This window comes from Alcaligenes sp. GW821-FHT11D07, from assembly GCF_058808495.1.
The window spans coordinates 284125-298784 of the sequence record NZ_JBXART010000004.1; the positions used below are offsets into that span (position 1 = coordinate 284125).

Sequence of the window (14660 nt, forward strand, 5' to 3'; positions counted from 1 at the left end):
CCTGTCCGTCACCGGAAAAACCCGAAGTGTCAGAGGCTGCCCAAGCGCGGTATTCAGGCGTATTAATGGGAAGGGTGGAGGAGAGAAAAGGAGGTGGTTCGTGGGCTGGAGGCGCATTCAAGCGACGAGGGCAGCGAGCCGCATGATCAAGTTCGGGACGAACCTACGATCAGCAATAAACAAGCCAGACCCTCGGGTTTGAGCAAATGTGCTTCACAATGACTTTGAATAAGCCCAGATGGGCAACGGGGATAAAACAATGAAGGTATGGCTTAAGTTGGCAACGTGTTGTGCGCTGATGTTGGGTGCACAGGCCCATGCACAGACAAAGAATGTGACGCTGGTTGTACCTTACCCACCGGGCGGTGCGGCAGACCAGTTGGCGCGTGTGATTTCCCAGGAAATGGGGACACGCTTTGATCAGAAAGTGATCGTGGAAAACCGTCCGGGCGCCGGCGCCCAGGTTGCCATGAACGTAGTGAAAAATGCCAATCCCAACTCTTTGGGTACGGTGCTGTTTCTGGCCGATAGCGGGGCTTATTCCCTGAACCGCCATCTGTATCAGCGTCTGAATTACAACGTGTCCACTGACCTGATTCCCATGACGCTGGCGGCTAAGGCTCCGGTGTTCCTGTTGGTGAATAAAGACAGCCCCTTCAAGACCGTGCAGGACCTGGTGGCTGCAGGCCAGAAGCAAGAGCTGACCTACGGTTCGCCCGGCATGGGTACTGGCACCCACCTGCTGGGTGAGATGCTGCGTAAAGAGACGGATGCCCGCTTGGTGCACGTGCCTTACAAAGGAGCTGGCCCTGCTTTGATCGATGCGGTCAGCGGCCAGATCGACTTTATTTTTGATGTTCTGACCGGTAGTCGTGGCTTCCTGGAAGATGGCCGTCTGCGTGCGATTGCTGCCGCAACGACTGAACGTAGCCCACTGCGTCCTGATGTGCCTACGATTGCCGAAAGTGGCATTCCTAACGTGGCGTTCACCATCTGGTGGGGTATCTCTGCCAAGGCAGGTACACCGGATGAAGACGTGGCACGCCTGACCGAGCAGTTGACCGCTGTGCTGAAAGAGGAATCCGTAGTCAAAAAATTCGTGGACTTCGGTATTCAGATCGAGCCATCGACTCCCCAGGAGTTTGCGGACTTGATCGAGCAGGATGCACAGGCCATGGGCCCAACCATCAAGGCTTTGGAAATTACGCTGGACTAAGCCGTGATGGCTTAAACAAAAAGGGCGCTACGGCGCCCTTTTTTATGGTCTGAGTTTTGTGGCCATGTGTTCAGCCCTACTTGGGCAGAGACTGGCGTGTGGGGCTTCTGAGTGCTAAATGCAGCACCTCAATCACCCCCGCTTTTTTTGCTTGTTAAGCCAGCAGCTCTGCTTGCTTGAGGCAATACGCCGAGCAACAAATAACCAGGTTTTCCATAATCAGCTGGGCGGCTTGTTCTTCCTGGCGCTCGCTGAATGCCTGGCAAATCGCCTTGGCCCGTTGCATGGTTTCCAGGCGGAATTGAGCATCCTGCAAACAGGCAATCCGCGCCTGATCTGCTTGGTCATGCAGGCGTGCCATCGTGTCGACTAACTGCTTGTTGGGCACCATGCTGATCCAGGCGCTGCGAAAGGCCCAGTTGGCCTGGATATTGTCGATAGGGTCACCTTGCTGATGGGTGGCTTCAATCCGGCTCAAGGCCTGTTCCATGGCCAGCATGCCTATCTTGCTTTGATTCAGGCAGGCCAGTTTGGCGGCAGGCGGCTCCAGTAAAAGCCGCACCGAGAAAATATCTTCAATATCCTGAGCGGTGTAGACGCGCAGCACAAAGCCACGGGAGGTGCCATCCAGCACCCCTTCGTTTTTCAGTTGCAACAAGGCTTCGCGCACCGGCATGCGTGACACATTAAGGCTGGCGGCAATTTCGTTATCTACTAGCCGCACATCAAAGCCGATTTTGCCTAAGGCAATATCCTGGCGCAGCATGCCATAGACCTGTTCTCGGATATTGGGTTCGCGTTTTTTGTAGGGATTGGCAGCCATAAGCTCACCCGGCGTCTGGCGCACGGCAAAAGACTCAAAGGGCTATAGGATACCAAGTAAGCGTAGGGGGCTGATGTGTTTCATGTCAGTCCAGATTTGCGGCTCAAGTTGCTGGATAATGAGGTGTTTTCAGACCAGCACGCGCCAGGAGGGCCAGGCTATGCGGTGGCGGCATGTAGAAATTTTTGATGCGATCTGCCGTGGAGGCACCCTGACGCAGGCGGCGCAGTTGTTGCACGTCTCGCAGCCTGCCGCCAGCAAGATGCTGGCCACCGCGGAAATGCAGCTGGGCTTTCGTTTGTTTGACCGTGTGCGGGGGCGCCTGATCCCCACCCGGGAGGCCAGCATTCTGGCCCCTTATGTGGCTCGTTTGCATCAAAACCTGGACGATGTCAGCCGTCTGGCCCGTAATCTGCGCTCTCATCACGAAGGTTTATGGCGCATCGGCAGTAGCCCGGCCTTTGGCCTGGAATTGCTGCCCGTGGCTTTGAGTCGTTGCCGTCAGGCGCATCCTGCCATGAGCTTTGAACTGCGCACGCACCACAGCGGCGAGTTATTGCAGGCCTTGGAAACGCGCGATCTAGACATGGTGATGAGCTTTGACCAGGGCGAATCCTCGGGTGTGCAGCAGCAGGTTCTGGCTCATACCGAACTGGTGCATGTCACCTTGCCGGGTGTTGCGCCTATGCGTCGTTGGGAAGAAATGGCAGAGCGTGCGTTCATCGCGTTGGATGCGGATGATCCTGTGGGGGCCATGGTGGAAGATCTGCTGCAGCGCTATGCACCGGATGTGGCTCCTTTCATGCGGGTGCAGACGCACTACGTGGCCTGCGGTCTGGTCTTGCAGCACGTGGGCGAGGCATTAGTAGATTTGGTCACCGCCCGCGCCATGCAAGGGCGTGGCCTGTGCTTACATCGCTTGCCAGAACCTTTGCCTATCCCTGTCAGTATTTTGACGGCCCATGACGATGCCGGCTCCGGCTCGCGTGAGCGCGTGCTGGATCACATCCGCGAGGCGCTGCTGGAATGCCGTTTTCCCGATTGAACTGACCCTGAGTCCATAACCCAGGGTTATAGACTACACCAAGTATTCATTGGCGCACTGAGGCTGCCCCCAAGACAATAGAGCTTAGTTATTGGGGGTATGTTCCATGCATGTATGTATTATTGGCGCCGGTGTCATTGGCATGAGCACTGCGTTTATGTTGCGCCAGAAAGGGGTGAAGGTCACGGTTCTGGAGGCCGGTTCCCAAGTGGCCGGGCAGACCAGCTTTGCCAATGGCGGACAACTGAGCTACAGCTATGTGGCCCCCTTGGCCGATCCTGGCGTGTTCAAGGATTTGCCTCGCTGGTTACTGAAAAACGATTCACCTTTGCGGTTCAAACCTGCTTTAAGCCCGCAGCAATGGCGCTGGCTGCTGCATTTCCTGAAGGCCTGCCGTGGCGATGTGGTTCGCCGGACGACGGCCCAGATGTTGACGCTGTCCTATTTGAGCCGCGATATTCTGCACGACTGGCAAGAGCGCTTCAATCTGGAGTTTGCCCATCAAAGCAATGGCAAATTGATTGTGTTTCGTAGCCCCGGCCCCTTCCAGCATGCCCGTGAGCAGGCGCAGTTGCAGGCCGATATGGGTTCGTCACAGCAAGTGCTGGAGGCCGCACAGGTCTTGGAACTGGAACCCTCCTTGCAGTCTTTGGGTTCGCGTTTGCAAGGGGCGATCTACACGCCTAGCGAAGAAGCCGGGGATGCGTATTTGTTCTCGATGGCCTTGCATGAGCGTATGCAAAATGACAGCGGCTATCAGCTCAAACTGAATACGCCGGTGCAGCGCTTTGTGATGGAAGGTCGTGATATTCGCGCCGTGCAAACCCCGGAAGGCGAGATTCAGGCTGATCAGTTCGTGGTGGCCAGCGGCATGGGTACTGTGCCTTTGCTGCGCCAGCTAGGTGGCCGTCCGCTGATTTACCCTTTGAAAGGCTATAGCCTGAGTTTGCCACTGGAAGGTCTGAACCAAGCAGTGCCCGCTATCAGCGTGACCGATTACGAGCAGCGCATTGTCTATGCCCGATTGGGTGAGGTGCTGCGTATGGCGGCCATGGTGGATATTGGCTTTGATGGTCTGGATATTCCTGCTGCACGCATGGCGACCTTAAAGCAACAGGTGAAGGATTTGTTTCCAGGTCTGCCGCTGGAGCAGGCGCAAACGTGGGCGGGTTTGCGTCCCGCTACTCCGTCGGGCAAGCCTGTGGTGGGTGCCAGCAAGTTGGCGGGCCGTTTGTGGGTGAATGCAGGCCATGGCGCTTTGGGCTTTACCTTGGCTTGCGGTAGCGCCGCCATTTTGGCGGCTCATCTGACTGGTGAGGCCGTACCGATCGACGATACCCCGTTTCGTCCGTAAGTCCGGGCTACGCTCTGGGGCAAAACGATAAATAAGAAATGGGCAAGCTGTTGAAGCTTGCCCATTTTCTTGCGCGTCAGACCGTGGCGCGTAGGCCGGGAGTAGCCTTGAAACCCGCAGTCAGCAGCAAGGAGGCACCGTAAATGGCCGCAGCCAGCAAGGGAATGGACCACAGGGCATTGAAGTCCAGTGCGGTGAACAAGTAGCGATACATCAAGTCGATCAACCAGGGATGGATCAGATACACGCCCAAGGTCAGCTCGGCCAGATGGGCGCTGATGCGGGAGTTGATCAAAGGCTGGTTCCAGTCCCGCAGCAACAAAATCAGGGCGATGGACATGGGGATGACGGTGATGCTCAGGTAGTCATAAAAATACCCCGCCGTTTGTCTGTCATGCGATACGGCCAGCGCGTAAAAACCCCAGGCAGTAGCCGCAATGCTGGCTACCAGCACGCTAAGTAATAAGCTGCGCGGTAGATTGACCGGCACCTTGCGCAGCACATAGCCCAGCAAGAAATAGGGCAGGTAAGACAGAAACCAAGTAAAAAACGGTGCAGAGTGCGTATTCAAATCCGGATTGCTGAGTGTGCTCAGCGCTGACAGCACAAAGGCGGCGGCGGTTAAGGCACTTAGCTGCCGCAGATTGGTTGTCTGTACCATGCGCCGTAAAAAGGGCGTGAACAGGTACAGGAACACGATCATGTACAAGAACCACAAGTGGAAATAGGGCCTGCCTTGCAACAAGCGTTCCAGGTAAGGATAGGGGTCGGCCTCCGGCGTCCACCAATGTTGCTTGAAGGCGGTCCACCCCAGATAAAACGCAGTCCAAAACAGCAGGGGCAGCAAAACCCGAGAGGCACGTTTGCGATAAAAGAGCTTCATGCCTTCCTGGGGGCGTGGCTCCAGCAGCAGTGCTCCGCTGACCATCACAAATACGGGCACGCACCAGCGGGTGGCGGCATCGTACAGATTACCGCTCCACCAATTGGCGCTGCCCAATTCGGCATTCAGTACAGCGTAGGCGGCAATATGCAGGCAGACGACAGAGAAAATCGCCACGATCCGTGCATTGCTAATCCAGTTCATGACAAGCCATAAAAGTCGCAGACCTCCCCATCCTAACCAGTAGACGTTTCTGATTTGTCCCCCAAATACGGGATTTAGCGTCCAGTTTTGACGGGATGTGTCTGTAGGCGTGGAGAAGGTGGATGATCTTGTCTTGGCAGCTTTCAGGGCCAAGTGGAAAAGGGTGTATAAAATACCAGCGTTATACGGTTAAATAGCAGGCTTACCAAGTCAGATCAACCAGGGCACTCCTGGTTTGGCTGCTGGGCAGGAGTAGGGCGGATGGAGCTGGATTTGACGGGAATGGATGTGCTGATTGCCTTGGTCGCCTTGGCGCTGGGCTTGCTGCTCGGCCTATGGCTGCGGGGGCGCATGAATGCTCCCATCGAGCGGGCATGGGAAGATCGCTGCGCACGTCTGGAGCAGGATCTGGTTCAGGCTCAGGGCCACGCCCAGGATGCTCAGGACCGAGCGGTTGAACTGGACAAGGAGCTGATCCGTCGGGACGCCCAGCTACAGGCTCAGCAGACGCGTAATCAAGCCATACAAGAGGATTTGGAACACAGCCGCGAGCAAATGCGTTTGCAGTTTGAATCCCTGGCCCAGCAGATTCTGGAGTCCAAAGGGCAGACCTTGCGGCAAGATAGCCAACGCACCCTGGACGAAATGCTGCGGCCTTTCCGTGAGCAATTGGCTGGCTTTCAATTGCGCGTTAACCAAGTGCATGACGAGTCCCTAAAAGGGCAGACCGCCCTGAGTCTGGAATTGCAGCGTATGCAAGAGATGGGGCTACGCATGAGTGCTGAGGCCCACTCCCTGGCTGTCGCTTTGAAAGGCGACAAGAAAACCACCGGTAATTGGGGTGAAACCCAGCTGGAGAGAACACTTGAAGTAGCAGGCTTGGTGCGGGGTGTTCACTTTGACACGCAGTGGCAGGCGCGCGATGAGCAAGGTCGTCTGCGTTATCCCGACTTCGTTGTGCACTTGCCGCAGGACAAGCATCTGGTGCTCGACTGCAAAGTGTCTTTAGTCGATTACGATCGCGCCATTCGAGCCGAGACCGAGCAAGAGCATCAACAAAGTCTGCAAGCCCATGTGCAGGCGCTGCGCAATCATATTGATGATCTGGCCTCCAAGGATTACAGCGCCTTGCCGGGACTGAACAGCCCCGGCTTTGTATTCATGTACGTCCCCATTGAAGCCGCCTATATGCAGGCCTTGCAGCAACAGCATGGCTTGTTTGACTACGGCTTGGCAAAGAACGTCTTGATGGTTTCGCATACCACCTTGCTGCCTATTTTGCGTACCGTGGCCAATGTCTGGATGATGGTGCGCAGCAATGAGCAGGCCCACGAGTTAAGCCAGCGAGCCGGTGATATTTATAACCAGGTGTCCATTTTGGCGGAGCGCCTGAAAAAGCTGGGTGAAACCTTGGGGCAGGCCGGCAAGCACTACAACAGCACGGTCACCGCGCTGGCTGGGCAACAAGGCCTGTATGGCAAAGTCAGTCGCTTTGCCGAGTTATCAGCACGGGCCAAACGCACACAGCCCGGCATCGAGCCTTTGCACACCGATATCGAGCACGAACGGCTGGACTGGGTGTTGCCGGAGGAGTCAGAGCCGGCTCAAAACAAAGAGCCGGATGCGTGATGGTGACTTAAACCAGTGTTTGAGGACGGATCAGGCTTTCGGCTGGGATGCCGAGTCCGGTATGCAAGCGCCAGATCATGGGTAGCGTCAGGCTGCGCTTGCGATTAAGTACCTCATAGACGCGATTGCGTTTGCCGATCATCGGTTCCAGGTCTTTGGCGGTCAGGCCACCTTGTTCCATACGAAATTTGATGGCCTCGACTGGATCTGGCAAATCAATAGGGAAGTGTTTGGCCTCATAGGCCAATACCAGTGTGGTCAAAACATCCAGCCTATCGCCGTCAGGTGTGCCTAACTCGGGGTCAGACTCCATCAACCTGGAGATTTCTTTTAGAGCCGACTTGTAATCGGCCTCTGTATGTACGGGGCGGATTTCCATGTTTACTCCATTTCAATAGTTTCGGCATCGACCTTGTCGTACTCTGCATGAGTGCCTACAAATTTTATATAAACGATGCCAAGTTTGAATGCCACTGCAACAATCAGGCGATAGCTATTGCCCTTGATGTTGAAGACAACGCGCCGATTCTTCAGAATACTGGCGCTGCGATATTGAGCTTTGATATCAGCGGGTTGCGTCCATTGCGCTTTTACTGCTTCATCCACCCATGCTTTGATGGGCTGTTCTGCATCCGGGTGTTGTTCCCAGAATTGGCGAAGGGAGCTTAGGGCTATAACTCGCATAGGTTTATGTTAGTCCCAATTTGGGACTGGTGCAATGTTGCTCTTATTCAGTCTTGGGGCCCTTGTCGCTGGAGTCAGAATCCAGGTCCCGCTGAATAACCTCCAACCATTGCTCCACCAACTGCGGGGCACAGAACAGATAGCCTTGCAGCGCATGGCAACCACGACGCAGCAAAAACGCTTTCTGCTGCTCATTCTCTACCCCTTCCGCCACAACATGCAGGCCCAGTTGGCGGGCCATGGCCAGGACGGTGCGCACGATGGCGTTGGCCTCTTGCTCCAGGGGTACGCCCAGTATCAGACTGCGGTCCATTTTCAGTTCATACAGCGGCAAGCGGCGGATGGCCGCCAGGTTCGAATAGCCCGTACCAAAGTCATCCATGGAAAAGCGGATGCCCAGGTCCTTCAGTTCGCGCATCATGCTGTTGGCCGAGGCAAAGTCTTCCATCAACACGCCTTCGGTAATTTCAAAGATCAGGCGATGGGCAGGAGCGCCGCTGCTTTCCAGAATCTGCCGAGTGCGGCGGGCAAAGTCGGGCCGACGGAACTGAATCGGGCTGACATTAATGGAAATCGGAAAGTTGGAGTCCTGGGTTTGCAGTAGCAAATCGCAGACCGAGGCCATGATCCAGTCGCCCAGCGGGGTGATCAAATCCGTACTTTCGGCCAGAGGGATGAATAGATTCGGAGTCAGCATCCCGCGCGTGGGATGCAACCAGCGCAGCAAGATCTCTGCACCACAGATACGGTCTTGTTTATCGTATTGAGACTGAACGAACAGGCGTAATTGGTCCGACCCAATGGCAAAACGCAAGTCGTGCTGCAGGTTCAGATGTTCTTCCACAGCTTCTTGCATGCCGGGTTCGTACAAGGTGATCTGATTGCGGCCGTTTTCTTTGGAGCGGTACATGGCCGTATCAGCCTGACGCATCAAGTCTTCGGACGTCAGGGTGCTGTCGGTAATCAAAGCCAGCCCGATACTGCTGCTGCTCAGGTAGGAGTGGCCCTCGATGTTATAGGGCTCTTCCAGGCGCGTGCGTACCAGTTCGGCAAATTCCAGCGCCTCTTTGTAGCACTCCCGCACGGTGCCGGGATGCAGGATTTTCAGGATCACAAACTCATCGCCACCCAAACGGGCCACGATGTCTTGGGGGTCAATAATCAAGGACAAACGGCGTGCCACTTTGCGCAGCAAGGCGTCGCCAATAGCGTGGCCGCGGGCGTCATTGATGTGCTTGAAGCGGTCCAGATCCAGAAAGTACAGAGCACCTGGACGTTTGTAAGGCTCTATGGTCTGCAAGTGGCGCTCAAGGCGCTGGAGCAGCAGGCGGCGGTTGGGCAGTTCAGTCAGCGGATCGTAAAAGGCCAGCCGGTAATTTTCAGATTGGGTGGCTTTCAGAGCCGAGATATTGGTGGAAATACAGTACAGGCTGGTTTGACGTGTCTCGGGGTCTTTGACCGGCATCTTGATGGAAAAGAAGGTGGCGCGGACATCACCCTTGCGGTCCCGCACAACTTCTTCAACGGCCAGTCGCTCGCCGCTGTACAGCACTTGCTCGTCGTTACGACGGAATTCGTTGATGGTCTGCTTATTGGCGTACAGATCTTGGTCGGTTTTTCCCACAATGCTGACGGTGGAGTAGTTCAGGTCCTCGCACAGCTTGCGGTTCGCGTATTGATAGCGGAACTGGTCGTCCTTGATGAAGACGTAGGCATCAATCGCGTCCAGCACCGTATGCAGGTGGTGTTCGGTACGCACCAGTTTCTTGCGTTGGCGACGCAGCCCAATACGCATCAGGCTCACCGTCAGCAAGGCCATCGTTAATAGCACACCCAAGATCAGCAGCGCAGGGATAATCCACGGCTTGGTGGGCTTCTCGATCAGGCGCAAACCCCATTGGTTCAGCGTTTCGGTGTAAAAGGCGTCGTTATTGTCTTGCCACTTCTTGATATGGCTATCAATGGTGGCCAGCAGGTCAAGGTGACGGTCCTTGGCGGTAACGAAGTAGGAGTGGGTGGGTTCCAGACGGATGGGGGCGGTTTTTAAACCATGCTCGCCTGCGTGACGGACCCCAAATAAATGGCCCACCACCGCTGCGTCGGCCTGCCTGTTTTGTACCAGCTTTAAGGCGCTGTATTGCGAGTCGGTAATAACCAGCTTGGAGCCCAGCTCTAGTTTCTGCAAAATATTGTAGAGCTGGGTCAATTGCAGCGTGCCAGCCATCACGGCAATGCGTTTGCCGTTCAAGTCATTGAGTGCACCGATATGGGTGGTTTTGCCCGTGAAAATTTGCGACCAATCTTCCAGTACGGCTCGGCTATGAAAGCTGTAAAGCGTCGCGCGTTCAGGTGAATAGGCCAGGCCAGGCACCAAGTCCAGCAGATCATTTTGCAAGGCATTTAAGCATTGTTGCCAGTCGCACTGCACCGCTTCCAGGGTCCAGCCTTCACGCTTGGCGATCTCCAGCAGCAGCTCGCCCATAATGCCGCCAGGACGAGCTTGGCCATCCAGCAGAAGCTTGGGCGGGTTCTCGTAGATGCCGACTCGTACAATTTTTTGTTGGGAGTGGGGAGCGGCAAAAGAGGCCGGAGACAGAAACCCCAAGGCTGCCAGCATGCCTAGCATGTATAGTGCCCTGCGCAGCGATAAAGTAAGAAGGCGGGGCAAATTCATAGTAGGGGCGTGGCAGCAAACAGGGAGTCAGGGTCGGGTGCGGTCATGCAACAATGATGCGACTAATTTAACTGAATATCGAGAGGCGGGGCGCAAGCGCAGCGCATTTCGGGAATAAATAGCAGGAGCAGGCCAATGGCGGATTGTGAAACGGTAGAGGTGTGTGTTAAAGGCCGGGTGCAAGGTGTGGGATTCAGGGCCAGCACGTTGCGCCATGCCCATCTGTATGGAGTAAAGGGCTGGGTCAGCAATGCGGCTGATGGCTCGGTGGAATTGATATTGCAGGGCAGCCCGGATGCTATCGATAGCCTTGTCAGCTGGCTGTATATCGGCCCTGAACAGGCTGTGGTGGAACAGGTAGAGATACAGCGCTCCTATACCGATAAACGCTACGATTTTTTTGAAATTCGCTAGTCCGACTGGACGCAGCCTGCCTGAGTGCCGCTCGGCTGGTCGCACCCTGACTGAACGCAGCCCGACTGGCCGTCATGCTGCCGGGCATAATACGGCTTTTCGTGTAGAAGTCCATTGATCTGGATATGTGTCGGCCCTGTGCAAGGGCCGTTTTCTGTGTGGTTCCTGTTATGACATCGATGACCCATACTCCGCCCCTGCCTTCGCGCAACGGGGTCAGCCCTAGCAAAGTGTGGTGCCCGGGCGGCCCGTGGCGCTTGCTGGAGGAGTTTTTGCTGGAGCGTTTCCCCCACCTCAGTGCGCAGGTGCTGCTTGAGCGGCTGGGTCGTGGCGATATTCTGGATCACAACGGGGTGCCCCAGCAGGCCGGTGCGCTGTATGAGCCAGATCGTTGGCTGTGGTACTTCCGCATGGTTGAAAACGAGGCCACCGTACCTTTCGATATGCCGATTCTGTACGCGGATGAACGCCTGATTGCCGTGGATAAACCACATTTTCTGGCAACGACGCCGGGCGGGCGCTATTTGTACGAAACAGCCCTGACACGGCTGCGGCGTCATTTCGGGGAAGACGGTATTACCCCCATTCACAGGCTGGACCGCGAAACCGCCGGTATCTTGCTGTTTTGCCGCGACCCGGCGTCACGAGGTGCTTACCAGTCCCTGTTTCAGCAGGCTCGTATCCAGAAAGAATATGAAGCAGTGGCTCCTTTTCAAGAAAAGCTGGCTGATGGTTTGGTCTACCGCAGCCGCATGCAGGAACTGCCGGGCCGGTTTGTGATGCAGGAAGTGCCGGGTGAGGCGAATAGCTGTACCGAGATTCTGTGCGAGCATCGTTGGCAAAGTGAGCAGGGTCAGCCCTTGGCTCTATACCGTCTGCGGCCACAAACTGGCCGTAAGCATCAGTTGCGGGTCCATCTGAGCAGTCTGGGGGCACCCATCATCAACGATGTGTTTTATCCCGAGCTGCTGCCGGAGCGGCCAGCCGATGATTTCAGCCAGCCATTGCAGTTGTTGGCCCGGCACATCGCGTTCGAGGACCCGGTGACAGGGCAGCCAAGGCGTTTCAGCAGTGAGCGGCAGCTGGAGCTGGATAGAAGCCATTTAGGCTAGCTGAGCCTGATCTGAGATGGCCGCAGCATAGTTCCGACTGACTGCCCACGAAGATAGTAGAGTCTGCCGCTTACTTTCAGCGCGTATCGCTGCTATTTCACACTTTCCTGGCAGAAATCCTCTGTGTGTCCTTGTGATTTGCTCTGGCTAGGGACAGGGACAGTAGCTAGTGATGCCTAGTACGTGCGAAATACCGCCTCTATCTCGCTGTGTTCCATTTGGGCGGCCAGACACAGCATCAATAAGACCCGCGCTTTTTGAGCGGGCAGATAATGGGCTGCAATCGTGTGATGGTCCTGATCATAAGCACTATCGCTGACTGGTCCAGCATGAATGCGGGATGCTCGTACACACACCACGCCTAGCCTGTGCGCTCGGCTGACACCTTCCAGCGCTCCCGGAGTCAGGCTGCCGTTACCCGTAGCGGCCACCACAATTCCTTGCACACCACTTTGCGCAGCGTGGCGATAGAGCTCAGCCAGTGTGTCCGGGTGGTCATAGAAGACCTGGACTTTGGGCAGGTTGGAAATGTTCCGAACATCAAATTGGCTAGCCTGGGTATGCGGTAGCAGGCAGCGCATCATGAATCTAACTTGACCTGCCGCAAGCAGCCCCAGCGGGCCCGCATCGGGCGAGCCAAATGCATTGGTCAGGGTGGTGTGCTGCTTGCTTAAAAAGCGTGCGCTGTGGATCTGATCGTTCAAAAGAACCAAGACGCCTTGGCCCCGTGCCTGCGCGCAGCAAGCCACCTGCACTGCCTGGTACAGATTTAAAGGGCCGTCTGCGCTCAGAGCAGACGCAGGCCGCATGGCGGCGACCATGACTACGGGCTTGTCGGTTTTCAGGGTCAGGTGCAGGAAAAAGGCGCTTTCTTCCAGCGTATCGGTGCCGTGGGTGATGACGGCTCCGTCTATATCCGGGCGTGCCAGTAATTCATTCAGTTTTTGAGATAGTTCCAGCACCATGCGCGAACCCATGGCACGGCTGTCCACATTGAAAACCTGGTGGCATTCCAGATCAGCCAGTTCGGTAATGCCCGGCACCGCTTGCAGCAGGGTTTGCACCCCTTGGGTGATGTCGTAATCAGTCAGGCCAGTATTGGATTGGGTGGTGGCGGCAATCGTGCCGCCCGTACCTAACAGGGCCAGTTTGGGGCGTGTCGGCATGACAGTGCTCCGCGTCCAGTCGTTGCGCTATGGGGTGCAGAGAGTCTGGGATGAGGCCGTTTTAGCGGCGCACGTTCAACCAGCGCTCGACCAGATGCACCACCGACAGCAGGGTGAAGTTGATCAGCAGGTACAGCAGACCTGCGATGACAAAAGTCTCGATGATGGCGTAGTTCTGGTTCATCAAGCGCTTGGCATGGCCTGTCAGGTCCATGACGGCAATGGTGGAGGCCAGACTGGTGCCTTTGATGGCCAGCACGATTTCGTTGCTGTAGGCCGGCAGGGCCTGGCGGATTGCCAATGGAAAGGCGACGCGACGAAAGCGCATCCAGGCTGACATGCCTATAGATTTAGCCGCCTCAATCTGGCCGACGGGCACAGCCTGGAAACCGCCACGAAACACTTCGCTGACATACGCGCCGCTATTTAAGCCAATGGCCAGGATAGCGCAGCGCACTCCATCACTAAATAACCACCACAGCGTGGGTGATTCCCTTACAAAACCCAAGGTGCCTACGCCGTAATACAGCAGGAACAATTGCACCAGCAACGGCGTGCCACGAAAAACGGTGCTGTAGGTGAAGGCAAAGCTGCGCAAGGCACGGCTGTGGGACTGACGCATCAAGGCCAAAGACAGGCCGATGAACAGCGACAGCACAATGCCCCACAGGCCGATATACACACTTAAGCCAAACCCTTTGAACAGAGTTTCGACGGTGGTCTTGAACAATTCCAGATCAATCATGCCCGGGCTCTCATGCCTTTGCCGGTGTATCGTTCGGCCAGCAAAAACAGGGCCTGACTACAGGCACCAATCAGAAAATACAGTACCCCTGCAATCAGGTACATGGCCATGGGTTCGCGCGTATTGGCGGCACCCAGGGTGGCGGCACGCATGATCTCGACCAGACCTACCAAGGAGATCAGGGCCGTGTCTTTTAGCGCGGTCTGCCAGACATTATTAGCACCGGGCAGGGCGTACCAAAACATTTGTGGCAAGACGATCCGGCGCAGGCGTTGCCAAGGAGACATACCAATGGCTTTGGCGGCTTCGATCTGGCCTTCCGGAATAGCCTGTAAGGCGCCGCGAAAGACTTCCACGCTGTAGGAACCAGCAATCAGGCCAATGGCCAAAATGCCGACCAGGGCGGGAAACCAGCGGGTCATCACATCTTCCATGCGCAGCACATCGGCCAGATCCGAGACTATTTGCACGGAACCGAAAAACAGCAGATAGATGATGAGCAGCTCGGGGATACTGCGAACAACGGTGGTGTACAGGCTGACGGGGCCACGCAGCCAGCGTGGCCCGTTGGTCTTGATGCTGGCTCCTGTAATCCCAATGACTACGCCAAGGGCCATGCCCAAAACGGAGATCAGCAAGGTCATTGCTGCTCCGCGAAGGAACATCCAGCCCCAGCCTTCGCGCAGCACATTAAAAATGGTCTCTAGCATC

Annotated in this window: 14 protein-coding genes; 6 read left to right on the forward strand and 8 right to left on the reverse strand. The window is 56.0% G+C overall.

The window, feature by feature from the left end:
• Positions 1 to 259: 259 nt before the first annotated feature.
• Complete coding sequence (locus AC1RSM_RS18030) at positions 260 to 1216, forward strand: Bug family tripartite tricarboxylate transporter substrate binding protein (protein WP_492933949.1); 957 nt, start codon at positions 260 to 262, stop codon at positions 1214 to 1216.
• Between the two features lie 154 nt (positions 1217 to 1370).
• Here AC1RSM_RS18030 and AC1RSM_RS18035 read toward each other — a convergent pair whose 3' ends face one another.
• Positions 1371 to 2039 (reverse strand): GntR family transcriptional regulator, encoded by a 669-nt coding sequence (locus AC1RSM_RS18035; RefSeq protein ID WP_492933950.1) that lies wholly within the window; start codon positions 2037 to 2039, stop codon positions 1371 to 1373.
• Positions 2040 to 2199: 160 nt separating this feature from the next.
• Between AC1RSM_RS18035 and AC1RSM_RS18040 the strand changes: the two genes are divergently transcribed.
• Both AC1RSM_RS18040 and AC1RSM_RS18045 read left to right on the forward strand, forming a co-directional pair.
• Positions 2200 to 3084 carry a LysR family transcriptional regulator gene (locus AC1RSM_RS18040; protein WP_492933951.1) on the forward strand — a complete coding sequence of 295 codons (885 nt, stop codon included), beginning with the start codon at positions 2200 to 2202 and terminating at the stop codon, positions 3082 to 3084.
• 106 nt (positions 3085 to 3190) lie between these two features.
• Positions 3191 to 4438 (forward strand): D-amino acid dehydrogenase, encoded by a 1248-nt coding sequence (locus AC1RSM_RS18045; RefSeq protein WP_492933952.1) that lies wholly within the window; start codon positions 3191 to 3193, stop codon positions 4436 to 4438.
• A 76-nt stretch (positions 4439 to 4514) separates the two neighbouring features.
• On the opposite strand, the gene AC1RSM_RS18050 is transcribed toward AC1RSM_RS18045, so the two are convergent.
• Entirely contained in the window at positions 4515 to 5525 is a 1011-nt protein-coding gene (locus tag AC1RSM_RS18050) for an acyltransferase (protein WP_492933953.1), read from the reverse strand.
• A 261-nt stretch (positions 5526 to 5786) separates the two neighbouring features.
• Here AC1RSM_RS18050 and rmuC point away from each other — a divergent pair, with 261 nt between their 5' ends.
• Complete coding sequence (gene rmuC, locus AC1RSM_RS18055) at positions 5787 to 7154, forward strand: DNA recombination protein RmuC (RefSeq protein WP_492933954.1); 1368 nt, start codon at positions 5787 to 5789, stop codon at positions 7152 to 7154.
• Between the two features lie 7 nt (positions 7155 to 7161).
• Here the strand turns inward: rmuC and AC1RSM_RS18060 are convergent, their stop codons facing one another.
• Genes AC1RSM_RS18060 through AC1RSM_RS18070 form a run of 3 tightly spaced genes read right to left on the reverse strand, consistent with a single transcriptional unit; the run spans position 7162 to position 10464 of the window.
• Positions 7162 to 7533 carry a helix-turn-helix domain-containing protein gene (locus AC1RSM_RS18060; RefSeq protein ID WP_492933955.1) on the reverse strand — a complete coding sequence of 124 codons (372 nt, stop codon included), beginning with the start codon at positions 7531 to 7533 and terminating at the stop codon, positions 7162 to 7164.
• A gap of 2 nt (positions 7534 to 7535) precedes the next feature.
• Entirely contained in the window at positions 7536 to 7838 is a 303-nt protein-coding gene (locus AC1RSM_RS18065; RefSeq protein ID WP_492933956.1) for a type II toxin-antitoxin system HigB family toxin, read from the reverse strand.
• Positions 7839 to 7881: 43 nt separating this feature from the next.
• A complete protein-coding gene (locus tag AC1RSM_RS18070; RefSeq protein ID WP_492933957.1) occupies positions 7882 to 10464 on the reverse strand; it encodes an EAL domain-containing protein in 2583 nt (860 codons plus the stop codon).
• A 183-nt stretch (positions 10465 to 10647) separates the two neighbouring features.
• Between AC1RSM_RS18070 and AC1RSM_RS18075 the strand changes: the two genes are divergently transcribed.
• Both AC1RSM_RS18075 and AC1RSM_RS18080 read left to right on the forward strand, forming a co-directional pair.
• Positions 10648 to 10926 carry an acylphosphatase gene (locus tag AC1RSM_RS18075; protein WP_492933958.1) on the forward strand — a complete coding sequence of 93 codons (279 nt, stop codon included), beginning with the start codon at positions 10648 to 10650 and terminating at the stop codon, positions 10924 to 10926.
• Between the two features lie 170 nt (positions 10927 to 11096).
• Positions 11097 to 12038: a pseudouridine synthase gene (locus AC1RSM_RS18080; RefSeq protein ID WP_492933959.1), complete on the forward strand. Its 942-nt coding sequence runs from the start codon at positions 11097 to 11099 to the stop codon at positions 12036 to 12038.
• 176 nt (positions 12039 to 12214) lie between these two features.
• Here AC1RSM_RS18080 and AC1RSM_RS18085 read toward each other — a convergent pair whose 3' ends face one another.
• From AC1RSM_RS18085 to AC1RSM_RS18095, 3 genes are all read right to left on the reverse strand, one after another.
• A complete protein-coding gene (locus tag AC1RSM_RS18085; protein ID WP_492933960.1) occupies positions 12215 to 13204 on the reverse strand; it encodes an asparaginase in 990 nt (329 codons plus the stop codon).
• Positions 13205 to 13265: 61 nt separating this feature from the next.
• Positions 13266 to 13949 (reverse strand): ABC transporter permease, encoded by a 684-nt coding sequence (locus AC1RSM_RS18090; protein ID WP_492933961.1) that lies wholly within the window; start codon positions 13947 to 13949, stop codon positions 13266 to 13268.
• Positions 13946 to 14659: an ABC transporter permease gene (locus AC1RSM_RS18095; RefSeq protein WP_492933962.1), complete on the reverse strand. Its 714-nt coding sequence runs from the start codon at positions 14657 to 14659 to the stop codon at positions 13946 to 13948. The genes AC1RSM_RS18090 and AC1RSM_RS18095 overlap by 4 nt, the downstream gene beginning before the upstream one ends.
• Position 14660: the final 1 nt, after the last annotated feature.